This window comes from Pseudobutyrivibrio sp. YE44, assembly GCF_900104335.1.
In the GTDB taxonomy this organism is placed as follows: Bacteria; Bacillota; Clostridia; order Lachnospirales; family Lachnospiraceae; genus Pseudobutyrivibrio.
Genome location: NZ_FMXT01000001.1, coordinates 483,109 through 507,067, shown reverse-complemented (window position 1 = coordinate 507,067; position 23,959 = coordinate 483,109). Strand labels below are relative to the sequence as shown.

The window sequence follows — 23,959 nt, the reverse complement described above, 5'->3', positions numbered from 1 at the left end:
GTTAATTCTATTCTCTTTTTGATGATAATTATTGTGTAATGAGGTTTTAAATTTGGCAACAAAAGGGAAGAATAATTCTAGAAAAAACTCAAATAGCAGGTCAAATACCCGCAGTAAAAGTACCAAAACTTCCACTAAAGCTAAATCAACTAGAAGTAAAAAACAAGAGGTAGAATTTGAAGATCCATTTTTTGAGGATTCTTCTAAGGAAATTGTGCTTTGGGCATCAATTGCTGCATGTATTCTTTTATGCATAAGCAATTTTGGTATTGGTGGAATGGCTGGTAATGCTGTGGCAGATTTTCTTTTTGGCGTATTTGGTATAATCCAATATATTCTGCCATTTATGGTTGCTTTTTCAGCGTTTTTTATAATTTCAAATTATGGAAATAAGGTTGCAGTTGCAAAAATTGTGGCCGGTTTTGTTTTGCTTATTTTCCTTACAACTTTTGTAGAGTTGTTTATTAATGGTCAAAATATATTGCTTCCAATAGATGCATTTTCATATGCAAAGGAACATCACATTGGTGGTGGCTTAGTTGGAGGCGCAATAGTATTTGGTATATATGATAGCTTTGGTTTATTTGGTGCGTATCTAATCGATGTTATAGTTATGATTGTTTGTACCATTATTATTATCGAAAGATTTGCTTTTGATAGAGTACAACAATCCTCAAGACGTCATGCTGACAGAGCAAACGCTAGAAGAAGAATGCGTAGAGAACGTCAGTTAATGGAACGTGAAGCCAATAAGGTTAGATATAATCCTGAGAGACAGGCTATTATTGATAAAATTCAACAGGATAAAGAATTAGAGTATCATCAGCTTCAGCAAACTGATGGTAATCGCCGAGACAGAAAGCATTCTGGTGTTACTTCAAACACAACACTGGTTCCAGATTATGCAGAATCTATGGAACCAAGTGATGATATTAATGAGATTAGATTTAATTTATCTGGTGAAGAGAAATCTATGGAAGTTACAAAAACTAGTCGCCATAGACTTAGATCATCAGATAAAAAGTCTCGTAGTTCACATAGCTTTGAAACTCCTTCTGAGGAACTTCCAAAGATTGACATTTCGGAAGTTATAGAAGAGCAGGCTGATCATCAGATGGTATTTAAGACACCTGTTATTAACACTCCATCTGCACCAGCAGCTATGGAACCAGAGGTGGCAGCTCCTGTTACAAGCGCACCTATTCCTGAAGAACCTAGCCCATCGGCTTCGCCTAAGAAGGCTAGAGCATCTGTTTCTACTGCTGATGAAATAGAGGCGTCTTCAGCATCTATGCAGGCTTCTATTGATGCAGATAGTAAAAAGCCAAAGAAACCATATAAGTATCCACCACTTAATTTATTAAAGGATGCTAAAAATACTGGTGCTGATTCTAAAGAATATCTAACGGAAAAGGCAAATACTCTCCAGCGTACGCTTGGAAATTTTGGTGTAAAGGCAAATGTTACAGAGGTTACACTTGGTCCTTCTGTTACTCGTTTTGAGATAGCAATTGCTGAAGGCACAAGAGTAAATAAGGTTGTAAATCTTCAAAATGATTTACAGCTTAATATGGCTGTTACTGATCTTCGTATAGAGGCTCCAATCCCTGGTAAATCTGCCATAGGAATTGAAATTCCTAATAAGGTTAAATCTATGGTAAGCTTCAAGGAACTTGTTTCCTCTAAGGAGTTTAAGGGCGCAAAGTCAAAAATTTCCTTCTGCGTAGGTAAGGATATCTCTGGAACCGTAATGGTTGGAAATATAGAAAAGATGCCTCACTTGCTTATTGCAGGTGCTACTGGTTCAGGAAAGTCCGTATGCGTTAATACAATGATCATGAGTATCCTTTATCACGCTTCACCAGACGATGTGAAAATGATAATGGTTGATCCTAAGATTGTAGAGCTTTCCGTTTACAATGGTATTCCGCATCTTCTTCTTCCTGTTGTAACAGATCCAAAGAAGGCAGCAGGAGCCTTACATTGGGCTGTTAAGGAAATGGATGATAGATATGCTCTTATGCAGCAAGCTAATGTTCGAAACCTAGAAGGCTTCAATGAAAAAGTTGAAAATAACTTATTGCCTGAGGATTTCCCTGAAGGTAAGCGTGAAAAGATGCCTCAGATTGTAATTATCCTTGATGAGGTTGCTGACCTTATGATGGTTGCAAAGCAGGATGTGGAGGATTCCATTGTTCGTCTTGCACAGAAAGCTAGAGCAGCGGGAATTCATCTTGTAATTGCAACACAGAAACCAACTGTTGATGTTATTACAAGTCTTATTAAGGCAAATGTTCCTTCACGTATTGCCTTTAAGGTTTCAAATGGTACAGATTCTCGTGTAATTATTGATGAGAACGGTGCTGAAAACCTACTTGGAAATGGAGACATGCTTTATGCTCCACAATATTTGTCTAACCCTGTTCGAGTCCAGGGCGCATTTGTTAGCGATGACGAAGTAAGCGCTGTTGTTGAGTTCCTTAAGAACAACAATGACGCGGTTGATTATAATTCGGAAATTGAAACACATATTGAAAACTCTGAGAACGTCTCTGGGTCTATAAGCTCAGGGGAGCCTGATAATTCAAGGGATCCGCTGTTTGAGGATGCAGGACGTCTTGTCATAGAAAATCAAAAGGGGTCTATTGGTTATCTGCAAAGAAATTTCAGAATCGGCTTTAATAGAGCCGCCCGTATTATGGATCAGCTGGCAGAAGCTGGTGTTGTAGGTCCAGAAATGGGAACAAAGCCAAGAGAAATTCGCATGGCAATTTCAGAGTTTGAAGAACTAATTAATGCATAAGTAAGGGAGTTAGTCAAATGAAGTCAGACATTCAAATCGCACAAGAAGCAAAGATGGTACATATTAAGGAGGTAGCTAGTTCCTTAAACATTACCGAAGATGATTTAGAGCTTTATGGTAAGTACAAGGCAAAGCTTTCTGATGAGCTTTTAAGTAAAATCGAAAGCAATAAGAATGGCAAGCTTGTTCTTGTTACTGCTATTAATCCAACTCCAGCGGGAGAAGGAAAGACTACCACCTCTGTTGGATTAGGACAGGCTATGGGTGTTTTAGGAAAGAAGGCTTGTCTTGCTCTTAGAGAGCCATCTTTAGGTCCTTGTTTTGGTATCAAAGGTGGTGCCGCAGGTGGCGGATACGCACAGGTTGTTCCAATGGAAGATTTAAATCTTCATTTCACTGGTGATTTTCATGCCATTACTTCAGCTAATAATCTTTTAGCTGCAATGCTTGATAATCATATTCAACAGGGTAATTCACTTGGAATTGACCCACGTCAGGTTGTGTGGAAGAGATGTCTTGATATGAATGACAGAGCTCTTAGAAATATTGTAGTAGGTCTTGGTTCAAAGATGGATGGAATGGTTAGAGAAGATCATTTCGTTATTACCGTGGCCTCAGAAATTATGGCTATTCTTTGTCTTGCAGACGATATGCATGATTTAAAGAAGCGTTTAGGAAGAATTATTGTTGCATATTCTTTCGATGGAAAGCCTGTTACAGCAGATGATTTACAGGCAACTGGTGCTATGGCAGCACTTCTGAAGGATGCTTTAAAGCCAAATCTTATTCAGACTTTAGAACACACACCTGCTATTGTACATGGTGGTCCATTTGCTAATATTGCACACGGATGTAACTCAGTTCGTGCAACAAAGGCTTCTATGAAGCTGGCAGATATCACTATTACAGAGGCTGGTTTCGGCGCAGATCTTGGAGCCGAGAAGTTCTTTGATATTAAGTGTAGAATGGCTGGATTATCACCAGATGCAGTAGTGCTTGTTGCTACTGTTCGTGCTCTTAAATATAATGGTGGTGTTCCTAAAGCAGAACTTACAAATGAGAATTTAGATGCTTTAAAGAAGGGTATTGTTAACCTTGAAAAGCATATTGAAAATCTTCAGAAGTACGGCGTACCTGTTGTTGTAACTCTTAATTCTTTTGTTACTGATACAGAAGCTGAAACTGAGTTTGTTAGAAATTTCTGTGAGGAAAGAGGTTGTGAGTTCGCTCTTTCTGAAGTATGGGAAAAAGGTGGAGAAGGTGGCGTAGCCCTTGCTGAGAAGGTACTTTCTGTTCTCGAAAATAAGGAGAGTAACTTTAAACCACTTTATGAGGATAGCCTTTCTCTTAAAGATAAGATTAAAACTGTTGCCACTGAAATATATGGTGCAGCTGATGTTTCTTATTCTGCAGCTGCAGAAAAGGAATTAAAGAGAATAGAAGAGCTTGGAATGGGCAACTTCCCTGTTTGTATGGCTAAAACCCAGTATTCTCTTTCTGATGATGCTGCAAAGCTTGGTAGACCAGAAGGATTTACCTTAAATGTTCGTGAAGTATACGCATCTGCTGGTGCGGGATTTGTTGTTGCTGTTACAGGAAGTATCATGACTATGCCTGGTCTTCCAAAACAGCCAGCAGCTAACAATATTGATGTTACTGATGATGGAGTAATAACAGGATTATTCTAGGATGATTTGTAAAAAATGTGGAGCTGAAATTGAATCTGGACTTATTTACTGCCCATCCTGTGGGGAGTCTATTCAGCTTGTGCCAAATTATGATGTTTTAGAAGAAGAGCTGTTATCTCGAGTTGTAGAAGATAAAGATAAATCAAAGGATGATCGTTTTGCTACTGGAGTTTATAAACCGGTAGCAAAACCTCCTGTTGTTAAACCTAAAACTGATAACAAAACCACAAGTGGTTCCACTAATGCAATTATTCGAAATAAGGATTTCCTTAAGAAGATTATAGCTTTTTTAGTTATTGTTTTCTTTGGAGTTATCGTTATTATTCCGTTCCTTGGAAGTCATTCCTACGATAGCTTAATGAACAAAGCCATCGAGGCGGAATCAAATAAACAGTACGCAAAAGCTCTTGGTTATTTTGAGGAGGCTTACAATTCTGATAAAGATTCCTTTGAAGCGATTTACGGCGTAGGCCGCATGTATTACAAAGTAAAGGAATATGACAAGGCTATTGAATACTTGTCATTAGCTTTAGACTACGAGTCAGATAATAAAGCTATTTATACATATCTGGTTGATGCCTATTCTGAGTTAGGAGATATGGAAGGTATTTATGAGCTAATGCAAATGGCTCCTAATGATGATATTTCTTCGATTTTCTCTGAGTATATTACTAGCCCTCCTGAGTTTAGTCTTAAGGGTGGAGAGTACGAAGGTGAAGTAGAATTAGAATTAACTGTCTCAGATAATAAGAAATATCAGATTTTCTATACTTTAGATGGTAAAAATCCTACCACCTCTGGTAAGCTTTATTCTAAATCTATTAAGCTTGCTGAAGGTGAGACTGTGGTAAAGGCTGTAACCTTAAATGATAAGGGCGAGTACTCAGAAGTAGTTTCAGAAACCTATAATATAAAGGCGGCTAAGGTGGCTGAGCCTGTTGTGAGTCCAGCTCCTGGAACATATACAGAGCAGGTTCAGATTTCTATAGAAGTGCCAGAGGGATGTAAAGCATATTATACATGGGATGGAACAAATCCTAAGAATTTTGGTACAGAATATACTGGTCCATTTTCAATAATCAAGGGATCAAGCGTTTTATCTATTGTGATTGTAGACGACAAGGGAAATTCAAGTTCAATATTCCATGGTGATTATATTTATAATCCATAATATTGTTCACAGAAATTTCACAGATATCACTCTTTTTGAACATAATTTATTAGTAAGATAAATGCATCTCATTAAGAGATACATTTTTCATAACATTATTCTCCCTTTGAAAGACACGTCACCGCAGGCGTGTCTTTTTATTTTTTGAAAAAATCCTTTATTTTAGGCTCTTGTTAATGATAAATAATATCTTGTGCTTTATGATTCTTTAGACTATATATGTTGTGTAATCATATGAAATAGTCTAAAATAAATACCATGAATATTAATCTACTTTGCGTAGGAAAAATAAAAGAAAAATTCTATAGAGAAGCAATAGATGAGTATACAAAAAGACTATCAAAATATTGCAGTGTAAAGATAATTGAGGTGGCTGATGAAAAGACTTCTGAGAATGCTTCAGACACTGAAATCCAGATAGTTAAAGATAAAGAGGGAGAGCGTATTCTAAAAGCTATTGGCGAAAGAGATTTTGTTATTGCTCTTGCTATTCTTGGCAAACAAATGGATTCCGTTGCTTTTTCAAACTACATAGAAGATTTAGGAATTAGAGGCAAAAGTACAATTAGTTTTGTAATTGGAGGTTCCTTAGGGCTTTCTGATATGGTTCTGAAAAGAGCCGATTATCAGATTTCTTTTTCTAAGATGACCTTTCCTCACCAGCTTATGAGAGTTGTTCTTTTAGAGCAAATCTATAGGGCTATGCGAATAATGAAAAACGAACCTTATCACAAGTAAGGCAATTATATGAAAAGGGGTTTTTTACCATGAGAATGTACGATTTAATTGAAAAGAAAAAACTTGGAGAAGAGCTTTCTACAGAAGAAATTTATCATATAATCAATGGTTATACTAATGGCGATATTCCTGATTATCAGATTTCAGCTCTTTTAATGGCAATTTACTTTAACGGCATGAACGTTAGAGAACGCTATGATCTTACTATGGCTATGAGAGATTCAGGTGATATCCTTGATTTATCATCTATAGATGGCGTTAAAATTGATAAGCATTCTACTGGCGGTGTTGGAGATAAAGTAACACTTGTTTTGGGACCTATTATTGCATCTATCGGTGTACCTGTTGCTAAAATGAGTGGTAGAGGCCTTGGTCACACTGGTGGAACAATTGATAAGCTTGAGGCTTTTCCTGGTTTTAATGTTTCTCTTTCAGAAGAGCAGTTTATTAACCAGGTTAACTCTATCAAAATCGCCGTTACAGGTCAGTCTAAGAATTTAGCACCTGCAGATAAGAAGTTATATGCGCTTCGTGATGTAACTGCTACTGTAGATGAAATCTCTCTTATTACTGGCTCTATTATGTCTAAAAAGCTTGCTGCCGGCACTGACGCCATTGTACTTGATGTTACTGTTGGCGATGGTGCTTTTATGAAGAATAAAGAATCAGCTTTAGAGCTTGCTAAATCTATGGTTGATATCGGTAAGCGCGCTGATAAAAAAATCGCTGCAGTCCTTACAGATATGGATGAACCTTTAGGATATGCAATTGGTAATGATTTAGAGGTCATTGAGGCGATTAATGCATTGAACGGTCAGGGTCCAGAGGATTTAATGACTGTTGTCTATGAGCTTGGCTCACAGATGATTGTTTTCTCTGGCATTGAGACTGATAAGGCTAAGGCAAAGGCATTAATGAAAGAAGCTGTTGCAAGTGGTAAAGCCTTTGATAAGTTTGTAGAATTTATCGAAGCTCAAGGTGGAGACGCTTCTTATGCAAAGGATTTATCAAAGTTTGTTCCAGCAAAGCATGTTGTACCTGTTGTTGCCGAAGCAGATGGCTATGTTCATGCTATCAAGGCAGAAGCTATTGGTCTTGCATCTATGTCTTTAGGCGGAGGTAGAGAAACCTTCGAAGATGTTATAGATATGGCTGTTGGCATTATTTTAAATAAGAAAGTGGGAGATGAAATCAAAAAGGGTGAACCTATTTGCTATATTCACGCAAATGATGAGTCTAAGATTCCTCATGCTATGGATATGATTAAGAATGCTACTATCATTAGTCCAGATAAGTGTGAGCATCCAGAATTGATTATCGATATTGTTGAGTAGTATGAGTGATTTTTCTTTAAATATCAGTATTCCATCAGACCACATAGATAATATATTTGGACAGTTTGATAAGAATATTAAGACCATCGAACAGGGGATGTCTGTATCATTTATTTTAAGAAATGATGAGATAAAACTTGTAGGTGAAAAAAGTCATGCTGAGCATGCAAAGGTGGTTGTGGATGAGCTTTTAGCTTTATCAAAAAAAGGGAATACAATTACAACACAGGATGTAAATTATGTTATGTCAATAGAAAAAGAAAAAATTGAAAGTCATGATGTATCAGAAGCCAGAGGCGAGATAATCTGTCATACAACTACTGGTAAGCCTGTTGCACCTAAGACTTTAGGTCAAAAGAAATATGTAGATGCCATCACTAACAACATGATAGTGTTTGGTGTAGGTCCAGCTGGTACTGGAAAAACATATCTTGCCATGGCAAAGGCTATAACAGCTTTTAAAAACGAAGAGGTTTCAAGAATCATTCTTACTCGTCCAGCTATTGAAGCAGGAGAGAAGCTTGGATTTTTGCCAGGTGATTTACAGAGTAAGGTGGATCCTTATCTTAGACCTTTATACGATGCACTTTATCAAATAATGGGTGCTGAAGCTTTTCAAAGGAATATGGAAAAGGGGCTTATAGAAGTAGCTCCTCTTGCTTACATGAGAGGTCGTACTTTAGATAATTCCTTTATTATTCTTGATGAAGCCCAAAACACAACTCCAGCTCAAATGAAGATGTTTCTTACAAGAATAGGTTTTGGTTCTAAGGCTGTTATCACTGGAGATCAAACTCAAAAGGATTTACCAAATGGCGTTAAATCAGGTTTAGACGATGCCATGAAGGTCCTTAAAAACATTGATGATATTAAAATCTGTACCCTTGATTCTAAGGATGTTGTTAGACACCCATTAGTTCAAAAGATTGTTAATGCATACGAAACACATGAGAAAAAGCTAGAAAATAAAAAAAGGTCAAAATAACTCATGAAGCATACTAATAGATTTTCATCCATAAGAATAGGTTATACTATCGGGATGGCATTTATTTTTATAATTGCTAACACTTTATTGTGCTTGTTGAATTCGGTTTTAGTAGATAAGTTTATATGTGTGGCGGCAATTAATGCCTGTTTCTTTTGCCTGTTTATATTGCTATTGATTCGTAAACGGTTGGAGGGGGCACTTCCCGAATACAATTTTATTACCTATGGCAAAATAACATTTATAATTTTGATAGCATGGGCATTTACAATTATCTGCGCAATGGTGGCGCCAGATTTTTTCGCACCATTTATAGTGTTGCCGATTTTGGCTAGCACAGTGTTTGATGATACTATTTCTAATGTTATCAGCTTATACATGGTTATAATCACAGCCATATGTATGGACTACAACACATATATTGTTATTTGTTATGCGTTGATGGTTGCCTTTGGAAATGTGTTATCACATTTTATTGAAAAGAAAGAAGGGGTTGAAAGGTTATATACCTTAGTATTGATATTTTCAGTAACAACCCTGTTATCCATTATTTTTTATTATTTCAACTATTTAGAGCTGTCCTTATCTATTTTTGTTTTCGCTTTAGCAGAAGGTTTTATAGCAAGCTTATTATCTGTGATTGTTATACCTTTATTTACAAAATATGTGGAGGAAGCGCAGCTAAATATTTACGATGAATTTTTAGTTCCTGATTACAGCTTGGTACAGGAAATCAGAAAGTTTTCCTATATTGAATATCAGCACGCCAGCAGGGTATCTGTTTTTTCTAGAAAGTGTGCAGAGGCTATAAATGCCAATGCTCCCTTGGCAGCTTGCGGTGGCTTTTATTACAGACTTGGTAAAATCGAAGGGGAACCAATGATTGACAATGCTCTTAAAATTGCCAATGATAATTGTTTTCCATCTGATGTTACCCAAATCCTTGCAGAGTACGGTGGAATAATCTATCTACCTAGTACTAAAGAATCAGCTATCGTCCACATGGTAGATTCAGTAGTAACCAAGGTTGAACTATTTGATAAAGACCAAATGAGTAGTTCTTGGAATCAAAATATGGTTATTTATCAAACTATTAATGAGCTATCTCAGAAAGGCTTTTATGATAATTCTGGTCTTACTATGAACCAGTTTTTAGCCATTAGAGAAATATTAGCCAACGAGGATATATTAGCATGACAGTTTTTATAGAAAGCGAATGCGAATTTAGTTTTGATTTTGATTATGAGAAAGTAGCTAATGATGTTATTAACACTGCTATGGATTTATTAAAATTTCCTTTTGAAGCAGAGGTTAGCATCACTATTACTGATAATGATGGGATTCAAAGCATCAATAAAGAGTTTAGAAATATTGATGCACCTACGGATGTATTATCATTTCCAATGATTGAATACGAGGCTCCTGGTGTTTTTGATGCTATTGAATCAAATGATGATTTATTTAATCCTGAGACAGGAGAAGTAATTCTTGGAGACATTGTTTTATCTGTTCCTCGCATTATCTCACAGGCTGAGGAATATGGACATTCTGTACTTCGAGAGTATGCTTTTCTTATAGCCCATAGTATGTTACATTTATTTGGGTTTGATCACATGACAGAAGCTGAGGCATCTATCATGGAAGAAAAACAAAGGGAAATATTAGGTCTTCTAAATATTTCTCGAGATTAAGGAAAAGGAGACACTGGTTTATGAAAAAAAGAGTAGTATCACTTATGCTTATTCTTTCAATGGCCCTTTCGCTTGGTGCTTGTGGTAAGAAGGACCAGGCGGATATTGGAGACGCTGCTTCTGAGATTGCTGATAATCAGGAAGATATTTCAGCTGAGGCAGTAGACAACACAAAAGCATTCTTTGATCAGGTATCAGAGGATGGAAAAGTTAGAAGTTATTTATCAGGTGAATGGGTTGATCCTACCTATGGAAGACAGCGTCCAGTTGCTGTAATGATCGAAAATACAAAGGCATGTTTACCACAGTATGGTATTGGTAATGCAGGTGTAATTTATGAGTGTGTTGTTGAAGGTGGTATCACACGTATGATGGCTATCTTTGATGACTATACAGGTCTTGATCAGATTGGTAATGTACGTAGTGCTCGTCCTTACTATGTATACTTTGCTAGTGAGTACGATGCAGTTTATATGCATGCAGGTGGTAACCCAGCAGCTTTCGAGCTTATTGATGGTGGTCTTGTACAGAACCTTAATGCACTTCAGCTTGAAGGAAAGAAGGGCAGTGCAGGTACTTACAGAACAGGAAAATCTGAGCATACTCTTTATACAAACTCAACAGGTATTGATATTGCCCTTGAGAAGACAAAGTATGATATGACACTACCTGAAAACTATGAGCCACACTTTAAGTTTGCAGCAAACGGTAATAACCTTGAGAATGGTACAGATTGCCAGGCAATTCAGATGTACTATTACACTAACAAGCCTTATTGGGTATACAATGAGGATGATGGATTATACTACAGATATGAGTTTAATCAGAAGCAGGTTGATGCTCTTTCAGGACAGCAGCTTACAGCTAAGAACATCATTATCGAGGATGTAGAGTGGTGGACATATGAAGGTTCTCAGTATCTTGGATACCTTCTTTCATACAACACTGGTACTGGTAAGTACATTTCAAATGGTAAGATGATTGATATTAAGTGGTCTAAGGACTCAGATTCATCTATTACACATTACTATGATGCAGCAACAGGCGAAGAAATTCAGCTCAATGTTGGTACAACATGGATTCAGGCTTGTCAGCGTGAATACACTGGTGAGAACGTATATTACGCTAATAAATCAGACTTTAGTAAGGCAAAATAATCATCTATGACTAGAAGGAACAAACATAGCGATACTAAATTTCTAATGCAGGGTTCGATTCTTGCATTGGCCTCAATCATAAGTCGTATTGTGGGACTCATTTATAGAGTCCCACTGACGGCTACTATAGGAAAAACAGGAAATGATTACTATGGTACCGCTTATGAGATTTACAACATAATATTGCTTATTTCTTCATACAGTATTCCTCTTGCAGTTTCAAAGCTTGTATCTGCAAGAATGGCTAAAGGGCACGTCAAGGACGCAAACAAGGTTTTGCACGGCGCCCTTCTTTTTGCGTTTATAACAGGAGGTGCTGCTTCTTTAGTTGTTTTCTTTGGTGCTGAGTTTTTTACAGGCACCCTTCTTAAGACACCACTTTCAGCAATTGCGCTTAAGGTCTTAGCTCCAACTCTTTTAGTGGTAGCTATACTTGGAGTATTTAGAGGCTTTTTCCAGGGTCTTGGTACAATGATTCCTAGTGCAATCTCTCAAATTGGAGAACAGATTGTTAATGCAATTGTTTCTGTTGTGGCAGCGCATATTCTTTTTAGCTATGGAAAAAAGGTTGGCGGAGTATTAGGAAATGTAAAGGGCTATAGTGCAGCATATGGTGCTGCTGGTGGAACTCTTGGTACATCCACAGGTGCCGCTTTTGCATTAATTTTTGTTTTGTTTATCTATTTTGCATTCAGAAAAGTCTTCGTTAAGATGATGAAGAAGGATAAGCATAAACATTTTGAAGGATATAATCAGATTTTATCTGCTTTAGTTTTGACAATTGTACCGGTGCTTCTCAGCACAACGGTTTATAATATTAGTTCTATTATTGATCAGGGAATTTTCAAAAATATAGCTTTGTTACAGGGCCATAAGGCTTCTGAAATAAGTGAATTTTGGGGAGTATTTACTGGTCAGTATAAGGTTTTGATTAACGTACCTTTGGCTATTGCATCTGCTATGGCGGCATCAACTGTTCCTAGCCTAACAGCTGCTTTTAATTCAGGGGATAAAGAGCTTGTAAAAAAACAAATAAATATGGCTAACAGATTTGTTATGGTTATAGCTTTCCCTTGTTGTGTAGGCCTAATGGTACTAGCGTCACCTGTTATGCAGCTTTTGTTTAATGACGATGAAAAGTCGTCAGCATTAATGCTTATGATTGGTGGCTGCTCTATTATTTTCTATTCTCTTTCAACTTTATCAAATGGTATTTTACAGGGAATAGATAAAATGACTATTCCAGTAAAAAATGCTTGTGTAGCCTTGGTTGCTCATGTGGCATTATTGTTTGTGTTAATGGAGCTTTTCGATTTACACATTTATGCGGTTATTATTGCTAATGCATTTTACGCTTTGCTTATGTGCTTCTTAAATCAATCTGCAGTTTTAAAGTTTTCTGGCGCACGGATTGACATTAAAAAAGTATTCTTAGCTCCTTTAGAAGCAAGTGCATTAATGGGTGTTATGGTTTATTTGGTTTACCATATGCTATACGGCTTGTTTGCGATTAATTGTTCAAAAGGATTTGCCAATTTCATTGGTTGTATCGTAGCTATTATTTGTGGAGTTATTGTTTACTTTGTTGCAATGTTCTTATTCAAAGGAATAGATGAAGAAACATTAATGAAGTTCCCTGGAGGAACAAAACTTTGTGATATCGCATATTCGTTACATTTATTGAGGTAATTCTTATGGAACAGGATAGTAAGATATATGATGTTTGCATAGTAGGCGCTGGCTTTTCTGGACTTGTTCTTGCAATTAAACTTGCAAGGGCAGGTCTTTTGGTCTGTTTAACAGACCTTAATCGTGTGGTAGGAAGACGCATACTTTCAACAGGAAATGGAAGATGCAATTATACCAACAGACGTATGGGTGCAGAATACTACTATAGCAACAATGCATTAGATTTCATTCCAGATAAACATGATGATTTACGAGTTTTTCTAAGAGAGCTTGGAGTTTTGGAAAGAGAGCTTGATGGTTATTATTATCCAATTACTAATCAGGCAAAAACTGTTAGGGATGCTTTAGAAAATGAAATTACTGCTCTGAATATAGATGTATTTTTAGACTGTCGAGTTACTGACATTACACAAAACGACATCTTTACGGTTACCACTCATAGAGGTACTATTCAGGCTAAGAAGGTGTGTATAGCATCAGGTGGTTTATCAGCAGCAACTCTTGGTTCTTCAAAAATCGGCTATAAAATGGCCTCTAAGTTTAAATTAAAGGTGACAAAGCTAGCACCTGCTCTTGTTGGAACCACCAGTAAAGACATTTGTCTTAAAGAGCTAGCAGGAGTTAGAGCCCTTGGAACTGTAACCTATAAAAATCATACTTGTGAGGGTGAAATACAGTTTAATAAAGATGGTGTATCTGGTTATCCAGTTATGTGCATCAGTCGTTTTATCGGTTTAGATGAGCTTGATAAAAATCTAGGAGCTTTGTCTATGGATTTTGTTTCCTTTATGTCTGAGACACAGCTAAAGGATGAACTTAAGGCACGATTTGAACGAAATGATAAAGCAGATATTACAACCTCTCTCAATGGTATAGCCAATGAAAAGGTTGTTCAATTAGTAATTTCTTATTCTCGTATTTATCCAGACACTTTAGTTAGCAAATTGGATGATGAGGATATTGAAAACCTTGTATACAACTTTAAGCATTTTTCTATAAATATTACTGGAACTAAAGGCTTTGATAATTCTCAGGTAACTGCCGGAGGAGTTGATTTAGAAGGGATTGATCTTCAAAACATGGAAGCAAAGTCTACAAAAGGATTATATTTTATAGGTGAAGTTTTAGATGTGGATGGTATTTGCGGCGGATACAATTTAACTTGGGCTTACACATCAGCTGATATTGCCGCTAATGCAATAATTAAAGAGGTTTAAATGATAAAAGTTGACCAAATTAAATTAGAAATTGAATCAGAGGAAAGCTTATTACAGAAAGCTATTGCAAAGAAGCTAAAGATTAATACTTCTGATATTAGGGAGTATTCCATTCTTAAGCGTTCTGTTGATGCTCGAAAAAAGCCTAATTTATTCTTTGTATACTCTGTAGTTGTTAAATTGGATCCAGCCTTAGAAGCAAAGGTTCTTAAAAAGCTATCTAAGGATAATAATATTAATAGCTACACCCAAAAGGAATATAAACTTCCAACGCTTAATAAATCTACATCACGACCTGTGGTTATAGGTTGTGGTCCTGCAGGTTTATTTGCTGCTTATATTTTAGCTATCAACAATATGAATCCTATTGTTTTTGAGCGTGGGAAAAAGGTAGAGGAACGTACTGCGGATATTCTTAAGTTTTGGGAGACAGGGGTTTTAGATACCGCCTCTAATGTTCAATTTGGTGAGGGTGGTGCAGGAACTTTTTCTGACGGAAAACTTAACACGCTTGTAAATGATAAGCAGGGAAGAAATACCTTTGTGCTTGAAACCTTTGTTAAGTTTGGTGCTCCATCATCTATTCTTTACGATAATAAGCCTCACATTGGTACAGACATTCTTAAAAATGTAGTGGCAGCCATGCGAGATGAGATTATCAGGCTTGGTGGTGAATTCCATTTTAATTGTCAGGTTACTGATTTTATAATTGAAGATAACAAGATAACTGGTGTTGTTGCAGGTGGTAAAGAATATTCTTGCAATACAGTTGTATTATCAATAGGACACAGTGCTAGAGATACTTTCAAAACCCTTTATGAAAAGGGCTTTACAATGGAGGCTAAAGATTTTGCTGTAGGCTTTAGAATTGAACATCCTCAGGAAATGATTTCTGAGACTATGTATGGTCCTGCCTATAAGGCATTAGAACCAGCTCCATACAAGCTTGCAACTAATCTTAATAATGGCAGAGGTGTATATTCTTTCTGTATGTGTCCTGGTGGTTATGTTGTTAACGCATCCTCTGAAGAGAATCGTCTTGTTGTAAATGGCATGAGCTATTCAAAACGAGACAGTAAAAATGCTAATTCAGCTATTGTTGTTTCGGTTGGCGCTACTGAATTTGATAAGGCAAATCCACTTGCTGGTATTGAGTATCAAAGAGGTATAGAACAGAAAGCATTTTCTCTTTGCAACGGTAAAATACCTCAGCAATTATATGAGGATTTTAAGAATCACCGATTATCAAATTCTTATGGTGATTTTGATACACAGACAAAGGGCAATACAGCTTTTGGTATGCTTTCAGATATTTATTCAAAAGATATTAATGCTTCAATTATTGAGGCTATGGAAAGCTTTGGACATAAAATAAAAGGTTTTGACAGAGCTGATGCAATTCTTTCTGGAATAGAGAGTCGTACCTCATCACCAGTTAGAATTAATAGAAATGAGCTGTTTCAATCTAATATTTTAGGTTTATATCCATGTGGAGAAGGTGCCGGATATGCGGGAGGCATCACTTCTGCAGCAATGGATGGATTAAAGGTTGCTGAAGCAGTTATTAATAACTTAAACAATTAATTTAATTTAAAAAGGTAGGATAATGTTGTGGCAGAATACACTCCAATGATGCAGGAGTATCTAAAAACAAAAGAAGAATATAAGGATTGTATTTTATTTTACAGATTAGGTGATTTTTATGAGATGTTCTTTGAGGATGCAAAGACAGCTTCTAAAGAACTTGAGCTTACCTTAACTGGAAAATCCTGTGGAGCAGAAGAGAGAGCGCCTATGTGTGGTGTTCCTTTTCATGCTGCAGATAGTTATATAAATCGACTTGTTTCCAGAGGTTATAAAGTAGCTATATGTGAACAGGTTGAAGATCCAAAGGAAGCAAAAGGTCTCGTTAAACGAGAGGTTATAAGAGTAGTTACCCCTGGTACAAATATAGACCAAATGGCCTTAGATGAAGGCAGTAACAATTATATTATGTCCCTCTTTTACAACAGGGGTGTTTTTGGTGTTAGTGCTTGTGATATTTCTACTGCAGATTTTTATTTAACAGAAGTTGATGGAGTTCGTAAGCTTATTGACGAAGTATTTCGCTTTAATCCTGCAGAAATTATTTATTCTAAGTCTATATTTGAATCTGGAATTGATTTAAACGAGTTATCAAACAAACTGGAATGTGTAGCATCAAAGCTTGATGATTCATACTTTGATGATGTGCTTTGTACAAGAGAAATCCTTACTCATTTCCACGCTCACTCCTTAGAGGGCTTGGGCCTTATGGATTTTGCCATAGGAAAGGTTGCTGCAGGATCTTTATTAACTTATCTTAAAGAAACACAAAAAACTGAGCTGGCCCACTTAACACATCTTACACCTTATACAGATGGAAAGTTCATGCTTTTAGACAGTTCTACTCGTCGTAATCTTGAGCTTACTGAGACAATGCGTGACAAGCAAAAGCGTGGTTCTCTTCTTTGGGTTTTGGATAAAACAAAGACAGCTATGGGCGCAAGACAGCTTAAGGCCTTTATAGAACAGCCTCTTATTTCTGTTGATGAGATTATTAGAAGACAGGATGCTATTGAAGAAATTAACAGTTCCTTAATCGATAGAGAAGAGCTTCGAGAATATCTTTCTTCTGTATATGATTTAGAAAGACTTATTACAAAGATTACATATCAATCAGCAAATCCAAGAGATTTGATTGCTTTCAAACAATCTATTGGAATGCTTGCACCAATTAAAACCTTGCTTAAGGGATTTCACTCACATCTTATTGAATCTTTAGATGCAAATATTGATGATATGAAGGATTTGTATCTATTAATTGATTCGGCTATTGATGATGAGCCACCAATTTCATCCAGAGATGGAGATATTATTAAAAAGGGTTATAACGAAGAAGTTGATAGACTTCGACTTGCTAAAATAGATGGTAAACAATGGTTGGCCGACTTAGAAGCCAAGGAACGTGAAAAAACAGGTATTAAGAACTTAAAAATTAAGTTTAATAAAGTATTTGGTTTCTATCTTGAGGTTACTAATTCCTACAAAGATTTAGTGCCTGACTATTACGTTAGAAAACAGACTCTTACAAATGCTGAAAGATATTACACTCCTGAGTTAAAGGAGCTTGAGGATAGTATTTTAGGAGCGGAAGATAGACTTAACACCATTGAATATGAGTTCTTCAAAACTGTTAGAGATACAATAGCAGCTAGTGTAGATAGAATTCAAATCACTGCAAAATCCATTGCCATGCTGGATGCTATAATTTCTCTAGGTGTTGTTGCAGAAAAGAATCATTATGTTCGACCAATCATAAACAATCGTGGTGTGATTGAGATTAAAGAGGGCAGACATCCAGTTGTTGAGCAAATGATTGAAGCTAATCAGTTTATTTCAAACGACTGTCAGCTTGATGTTAATCAAAATACAATCGCCATTATTACAGGTCCTAACATGGCAGGTAAGTCTACTTACATGAGACAGGTGGCATTGATTGTTCTGATGGCTCAAATTGGAAGTTTTGTTCCTGCTACAGAAGCATGTATCGGTGTGGTTGATCGAATCTTCACAAGAGTAGGTGCTTCCGATGATTTATCAACTGGTCAGTCTACTTTTATGGTGGAAATGAATGAGGTTGCCAATATCCTTCATAATGCTACCAACAAATCACTCTTAATCTTAGACGAGATAGGAAGAGGAACTTCTACCTACGATGGCTTATCTATCGCGTGGGCTGTGGTTGAACATATTGCCTATAATATTGGTGCAAAATCCTTGTTTGCCACTCATTATCATGAGCTTACAGAGCTTGAAGGTCAGATAAAGGGCGTTCACAACTATTGCATAGCAGTTCAGGAATTAGGAGAGGACATTATCTTTCTTAGAAAAATTATTCCTGGAGGGGCTGATCAAAGTTATGGTATTCAGGTTGCAAGACTTGCAGGTCTTCCAGAAGAGGTATTAACAAGAGCACGTACAATTGTTAATTCCTTAAATGAAAATGATATAGCAGCTGTTTCAGATAGAATTGCTATTAGAGAACAGATAGAAGAAAAGCTTAAAGAAATAGAAGGCGTTACTATTTCTGAAAATGAAGCAGAGATTATTGCTGGTCTTAAGAATTTAGATGTTACAAAAATCACTCCTTTAGAGGCAATGAATATTTTGTTTGAGTTTCACAACAAGGTGGCAGAATAATGAATAAAATAAATGTACTTAGTCAGGAAACAATCGATAAGATTGCGGCAGGCGAGGTAGTTGAGCGTCCTGCTTCAGTTGCAAAAGAGCTTATAGAAAATAGTATTGATGCAGGTGCTACCGCTATTTCCGTAGAAATTAAGGGTGGCGGTATCGAATATCTTCGAATCACTGATAATGGCTCTGGCATTGATAAAGACCAAATTCAAATTGCTTTTTTAAGACACTCAACCTCTAAGATTGAAAAGGCAGAAGATTTAAATTGTATCAGATCCCTTGGCTTTAGAGGTGAAGCACTATCTAGTATTTCTGCTGTTTCAAAGGTAGAGCTTATCACTAAAACTGAGGATTCTTTGCTAGGTGCTAGCTACATTATTGAAGGAGCAAAAGAGATTTCTTTGACTGATATTGGTGCACCAAATGGCACAACCTTCATTGTACGACAATTGTTTTATAATACACCTGCTAGAAAGAAATTCTTAAAATCTGAAAGTACTGAGGGCAGCTATGTATTTGATGTGGTTGAACATTTGGCTTTATCTCATCCAGAGATTTCATTTAAGTTCCTTCTTAACGGTAAGGAAAAGCTTATGACCTCTGGAAATGGCTCTCTTTCCGATACTATTTACCAAATTTACGGTCGTACTATTGCAAGTAACGTTTTAGATATTGATTATAAGGACGAAAGGGTGTCTATTAATGGCTTTATAGGACAGTCTGTAATTGCAAGAGGAAATAGAGCCTTTGAGCACTTTTTCGTCAATGAAAGATATATTAAAAGTAATACACTCTCAAAGGCTTGCGAGGAAGGCTATTATGGCTTCTTGATGGGTCATCAGTATCCATTCTTCGTTATAAATATTAAATTTGATGAAGGGGCTGTTGATGTTAATGTTCATCCTACAAAGCAGGAGGTTCGATTTGAGGATGAGAGTAACATTTGTGAACTTCTCACTAAAGTACTTAATCAACGTCTTAGAAAACGAGAGGATATTTTAGAGGCTAAGGTTGAGGAAGAAAAAATACAACCTAGCTCTAAGGTATTTCAGCAGTTTTCTCAGGCTCTAACAAAAACTACAGAGGTTGTTCCTCCTTCAAGTAACAGTTTTCAGAGTGCTCAAGATTTTATTGGCCAACAGCATAGCGACTCTATTCCAGTTAGTGAGCCTACCACTGATAGTAAGCCTGTAAAGATGCCAGAACCTTTTGAAAAGGATAGATTAGAAAAAATTAAACAATCTATTACTGCTCAAATTCATAGTGATACTCCATACGAAAAGAAGTTTGCTGAAAAAAATAGAGGTGGAGAGAAGTATGAACAAATTAGTTTCTTAGATAAAGAGGCTATTAAAGAGCATAAAATTATAGGCCAGGTTTTTGATACCTATTGGATTGTTGAATACGACAAAAATATGTATATCATCGACCAGCATGCAGCTCACGAAAAAGTGCTGTTTGAAAAAACTATGGCTAGACTTAAGACCCAGGAAATGACTTCTCAGATGATTAGTCCCCCTGTTATTGTGTCTTTAACTCCACAGGACATTCTGCTTTACCAGCAATACAAAGATGCTTTTGAAAGTCTAGGATATCGCATAGAAGAATTTGGTGGAAACGAGCTTGCTATTAATGGCGTTCCTGGTAATCTATTAAATCTTAATCCAAAGGACTTTTTCTTAGAGGTTCTTGCTGATTGTCAATCTTATAAAGCAAGTGATTCCTTTGATATGATTGTAGAAAAGGTTGCATCCATGTCATGTAAGGCTGCAGTTAAGGGTAATAACAAGCTATCCTTACCAGAAATCAAAACTCTCATTGATGATTTATTAAAGCTTGAAAATCCTTATCATTGCCCTCATGGAAGACCAACTATGATATCTTTTTCCGAGTATGAATTAGGAAAGAAATTTAAAAGGATTATTTAATGAAAAACTTAGTTATTCTTACCGGTCCAACTGCTGTTGGTAAAACTTCATTATCCATAAATCTTGCAAAAGCAATTAATGGTGAGATAATCTCTGCTGATTGCATGCAAGTTTATAAACGCATGGATATTGGAACTGCAAAGATAATGCCTGAGGAAATGGAAGGTGTAAAACATCACTTGATTGATGTTATTGAACCTACCGAGGATTTTCATGTAGTTCGTTTTAAGGAAATGGTTTTAGAGGCCATGGAGGATATTTACTCTAGAGGCAAAATACCTATTATTTGTGGTGGCACCGGTTTTTATATACAGGCGATTCTCTATGATATTCAATTTACGGAGTCTGAGGTAGATCAGAAGTACCGTGATTCGTTAGAGGAATATGCAAATAAAAATGGCAATGAAGCTCTTCATAAAATGCTATTTGAAGTAGATGAGGAATCTGCAAATTCAATTCCGGCTGCTAATAGAAAGCGCGTAATAAGAGCTTTAGAATACTATAAACAAACAGGGGAAAAGTTTTCTGTTCACAATAAAAGAGAAAGAGAACGAACTAGCCCATATAATTTTGCTTATTTTGTGCTAAATGATGATAGAAAAATATTATATAATCGCATAGACAAGCGTGTAGACATTATGAAAGAAGCTGGTCTTGTTGATGAAGTTAAAACGCTTTTACAAGATGGCTGTAAGCCAGGAATGACCTCTATGGATGGCATTGGTTATAAAGAGATTATTGCTTATTTAGAGGGTCGAATGGATCTTGATGCAGCTTTAGAATTAATAAAAAAGAATTCTAGAAACTATGCTAAAAGACAGCTTACCTGGTTTAGAAGAGAGAGGGAAGTTGTTTGGCTGGACAAAACAGTACTCACTACAGAAGAAAGTCTTCTTTCTACAATACTTGAGACCTTAAAACAGAAAGGAATTATATAAGGTGTTAGATATTTATAAAGATTTTGGAATTTCACAGGAAGTTTGTGACTTCGGCTCAAAGATGATTAAAAATCTTGAAGAGCGCTTTAAAGAAATAGACGAAGTGGCTGAATACAATCAGCTCAAGGTTTTAAAGGCTATGCAAAAGCATAAGGTTGCTGCAGAGTGCTTTAATACCTCCACAGGTTATGGTTATGATGATGTAGGTCGTGACACCTTAGAAAAGGTATACGCATCAGTTTTTGAAACAGAGGATGCACTTGTTAGACCACAGATTACTTGTGGTACACACGCTTTAGCGCTTGCGTTAATGAGTAACTTACGTCCTGGGGATGAATTATTATCACCAGTTGGAAAGCCTTATGACACTCTTGAAGAGGTTATTGGAATTAGACCTTCAAATGGTTCTTTGGCTGAATACGGAATTACCTATTCACAGGTTGATTTGTTAGAGGATGGAAGCTTTGATTTTGATGGAATAGCAAAAGCAATTAACGAAAGAACAAAGCTTGTTACTATTCAGCGATCAAAGGGATATGCAAATCGTCCTACACTTTCTGTAGAGCAAATAGGAGAGCTTATTTCCTTTATTAAAAATATAAAGCCAGACATTATATGCATGGTTGATAATTGCTACGGAGAATTCGTAGAAAAAATTGAGCCTACTCAGGTTGGTGCTGATATGTGTGTTGGATCTTTAATTAAGAATCCAGGTGGTGGTTTGGCTCCAATAGGAGGCTATATTGTTGGAACAAAAGCCTGTGTGGAAAATGCAGCACATAGATTAACATCTCCTGGTCTTGGAAAAGAAGTAGGTGCTTCACTTGGTATAATGCAATCCTTCTATCAGGGATTTTTCCTTGCACCAACTGTCGTTGCAGGTGCTTTAAAAGGCGCAATCTTTGCTGCTAATGTTTTTGAGAACTTAGGATTTCTTTGTATCCCAAATTCAACAGAGCCTAGATACGATATTATCCAAGCGGTTTCTTTCTTAAAACCAGAAGGATTAATTGCTTTCTGTGAAGGTATTCAAGCAGCGGCTCCTGTAGATTCATATGTTTCTCCAGAACCTTGGGATATGCCAGGTTATGATAGTCAGGTAATTATGGCGGCTGGTGCTTTTGTACAGGGATCCTCAATTGAGCTTTCTGCTGATGGTCCACTTAGAGAGCCTTATACAGCATTTTTCCAGGGTGGGTTAACTTGGAATCATGCCAAGCTTGGTATCCTTAAAGGCTTACAGAAACTTGTGGATGCTCGCCTTGTGAACATATCTCAACTGTGCTAAAATATCACCTAAAAGGCACTATTTAAAATGTGTAATTTTGCTATATTTTAGCTGGTTTTAAAATAATTTTCAGGTTGGAGGATAGTTATGCCAAATTCTTTTGGAATTGATATAGGAACTCAGAATTTAAAAATATTCAGCGGAGCAACTAGTTCAATCACAAACATTAAAAACACAATTGCAATTGTAAACAAGAATCAAATGTATTCTTACGGTGATGCTGCATATTCAATGTATGAAAAGGCTCCTGACACAATTCAGGTTTCATTTCCTATTGTCTCAGGTGTAATTGCTGATTTTGACAATATGCAGACAATGCTTTTTGAAGTTCTTGAAAAGGAATTAAAAGGCAAGATTAAAGGTTCTGATATTGTTGTTGCAGTTCCAACAGATATCACAGAAGTAGAAAAGAAGGCGTTCTCTGATTTATTTAGTAAGTCAAAGAACAAGCCACATTCAATCAGGGTATGTGAAAAGCCTATCGCAAGTGCTATTGGCATGGGACTTGATGTATCTGAACCTACTGGTGTTATGGTTGTTGATTTAGGTGCAGATACAACTGAGATTTCTGTTATTTCTTTAGGTGGTTTAGTATTATCTGAATTACTTCCTTTTGGTGGAAATCAGATAGATGAATCTATTGTTACTTACCTTAAGAGAAACTTTAATTTGGTTATTGGCCAAAAGACTGCAAAGCAGCTTAAAGAGGAAATTGGTTCTGCAATCGAGGGCAGAGGAGAGAAGCTTACTGTTGTAGGTAGAGATGTTGTTAGTGGTCTTCCTATCGAGATGGAAATTGAAAGTGATGTAATTTACAACGCTATCAAGGCTGATCTTGAAAGCTTCTGTACAAACGTTAAGCTTATTCTTGAAAAAGTTCCACCAGAGCTTGCAAAGGATATTGTTCATTCTGGAATTTATCTTACAGGTGGAACATCTCAGTTATTTAGACTTACAGATTTATTCTCAGAGGTTACAAACATCAAGGTTAATTGCTTTGATGAACCACAGGAGTCATGTGTAAGAGGTCTTGGTTCAGTACTTTCTGACACTAAGTTCAAACAGTATGGCTACAGTATGAAAACTAGAATTTTTAAATAATTAATCGAGGTAT

At 36.5% G+C, this 23,959-nt stretch carries 17 protein-coding genes; all 17 read left to right on the top strand.

Annotation, left to right across the window (positions count from 1 at the left end; all coding sequences use genetic code 11):
• The first annotated feature begins 52 nt into the window (after positions 1–52).
• The 17 genes from BLR54_RS02295 (at position 53) to mreB (ending at position 23,946) form a co-directional block, all read left to right on the top strand.
• Complete coding sequence (locus BLR54_RS02295) at positions 53–2,803, top strand: DNA translocase FtsK (RefSeq protein WP_242871185.1); 2,751 nt, start codon at positions 53–55, stop codon at positions 2,801–2,803.
• A 17-nt stretch (positions 2,804–2,820) separates the two neighbouring features.
• On the top strand, positions 2,821–4,491 hold the full coding sequence (locus tag BLR54_RS02290; RefSeq protein ID WP_090416597.1) for a formate--tetrahydrofolate ligase: 1,671 nt from the start codon (positions 2,821–2,823) through the stop codon (positions 4,489–4,491).
• A 1-nt stretch (position 4,492) separates the two neighbouring features.
• A complete protein-coding gene (locus BLR54_RS02285; protein WP_090416596.1) occupies positions 4,493–5,662 on the top strand; it encodes a chitobiase/beta-hexosaminidase C-terminal domain-containing protein in 1,170 nt (389 codons plus the stop codon).
• 258 nt (positions 5,663–5,920) lie between these two features.
• On the top strand, positions 5,921–6,400 hold the full coding sequence (gene rlmH, locus BLR54_RS02280) for a 23S rRNA (pseudouridine(1915)-N(3))-methyltransferase RlmH (protein ID WP_090416595.1): 480 nt from the start codon (positions 5,921–5,923) through the stop codon (positions 6,398–6,400).
• 29 nt (positions 6,401–6,429) lie between these two features.
• A complete protein-coding gene (locus BLR54_RS02275; protein WP_176761832.1) occupies positions 6,430–7,734 on the top strand; it encodes a pyrimidine-nucleoside phosphorylase in 1,305 nt (434 codons plus the stop codon).
• Position 7,735: 1 nt separating this feature from the next.
• A complete protein-coding gene (locus tag BLR54_RS02270) occupies positions 7,736–8,719 on the top strand; it encodes a PhoH family protein (protein ID WP_090416594.1) in 984 nt (327 codons plus the stop codon).
• Positions 8,720–8,722: 3 nt separating this feature from the next.
• Positions 8,723–9,916 (top strand): hypothetical protein, encoded by a 1,194-nt coding sequence (locus BLR54_RS02265; protein WP_143008389.1) that lies wholly within the window; start codon positions 8,723–8,725, stop codon positions 9,914–9,916.
• Entirely contained in the window at positions 9,913–10,410 is a 498-nt protein-coding gene (ybeY, locus tag BLR54_RS02260; protein WP_090416592.1) for an rRNA maturation RNase YbeY, read from the top strand. Before BLR54_RS02265 ends, ybeY begins: the two co-directional genes overlap by 4 nt.
• Before the next feature lie 20 nt (positions 10,411–10,430).
• Positions 10,431–11,567, top strand: a complete 1,137-nt coding sequence (locus BLR54_RS02255; protein ID WP_090416591.1) for a DUF3048 domain-containing protein — start codon at positions 10,431–10,433, stop codon at positions 11,565–11,567.
• A gap of 45 nt (positions 11,568–11,612) precedes the next feature.
• Positions 11,613–13,256, top strand: coding sequence for a putative polysaccharide biosynthesis protein (locus BLR54_RS02250; protein WP_242871184.1), 1,644 nt, complete (start codon positions 11,613–11,615; stop codon positions 13,254–13,256).
• Positions 13,257–13,261: 5 nt separating this feature from the next.
• Positions 13,262–14,473 (top strand): aminoacetone oxidase family FAD-binding enzyme, encoded by a 1,212-nt coding sequence (locus BLR54_RS02245; protein WP_090416589.1) that lies wholly within the window; start codon positions 13,262–13,264, stop codon positions 14,471–14,473.
• On the top strand, positions 14,474–16,057 hold the full coding sequence (locus tag BLR54_RS02240; RefSeq protein ID WP_090416588.1) for an NAD(P)/FAD-dependent oxidoreductase: 1,584 nt from the start codon (positions 14,474–14,476) through the stop codon (positions 16,055–16,057).
• Positions 16,058–16,084: 27 nt separating this feature from the next.
• Positions 16,085–18,694 carry a DNA mismatch repair protein MutS gene (mutS, locus tag BLR54_RS02235; protein ID WP_090416587.1) on the top strand — a complete coding sequence of 870 codons (2,610 nt, stop codon included), beginning with the start codon at positions 16,085–16,087 and terminating at the stop codon, positions 18,692–18,694.
• Entirely contained in the window at positions 18,694–20,619 is a 1,926-nt protein-coding gene (gene mutL, locus BLR54_RS02230; protein ID WP_090416586.1) for a DNA mismatch repair endonuclease MutL, read from the top strand. Before mutS ends, mutL begins: the two co-directional genes overlap by 1 nt.
• Entirely contained in the window at positions 20,619–21,557 is a 939-nt protein-coding gene (miaA, locus tag BLR54_RS02225; protein WP_090416585.1) for a tRNA (adenosine(37)-N6)-dimethylallyltransferase MiaA, read from the top strand. Before mutL ends, miaA begins: the two co-directional genes overlap by 1 nt.
• A gap of 61 nt (positions 21,558–21,618) precedes the next feature.
• Positions 21,619–22,845 carry a methionine gamma-lyase family protein gene (locus BLR54_RS02220; protein ID WP_090417279.1) on the top strand — a complete coding sequence of 409 codons (1,227 nt, stop codon included), beginning with the start codon at positions 21,619–21,621 and terminating at the stop codon, positions 22,843–22,845.
• 87 nt (positions 22,846–22,932) lie between these two features.
• Positions 22,933–23,946: a rod shape-determining protein gene (mreB, locus tag BLR54_RS02215; protein WP_090416584.1), complete on the top strand. Its 1,014-nt coding sequence runs from the start codon at positions 22,933–22,935 to the stop codon at positions 23,944–23,946.
• Positions 23,947–23,959 lie beyond the last annotated feature (13 nt).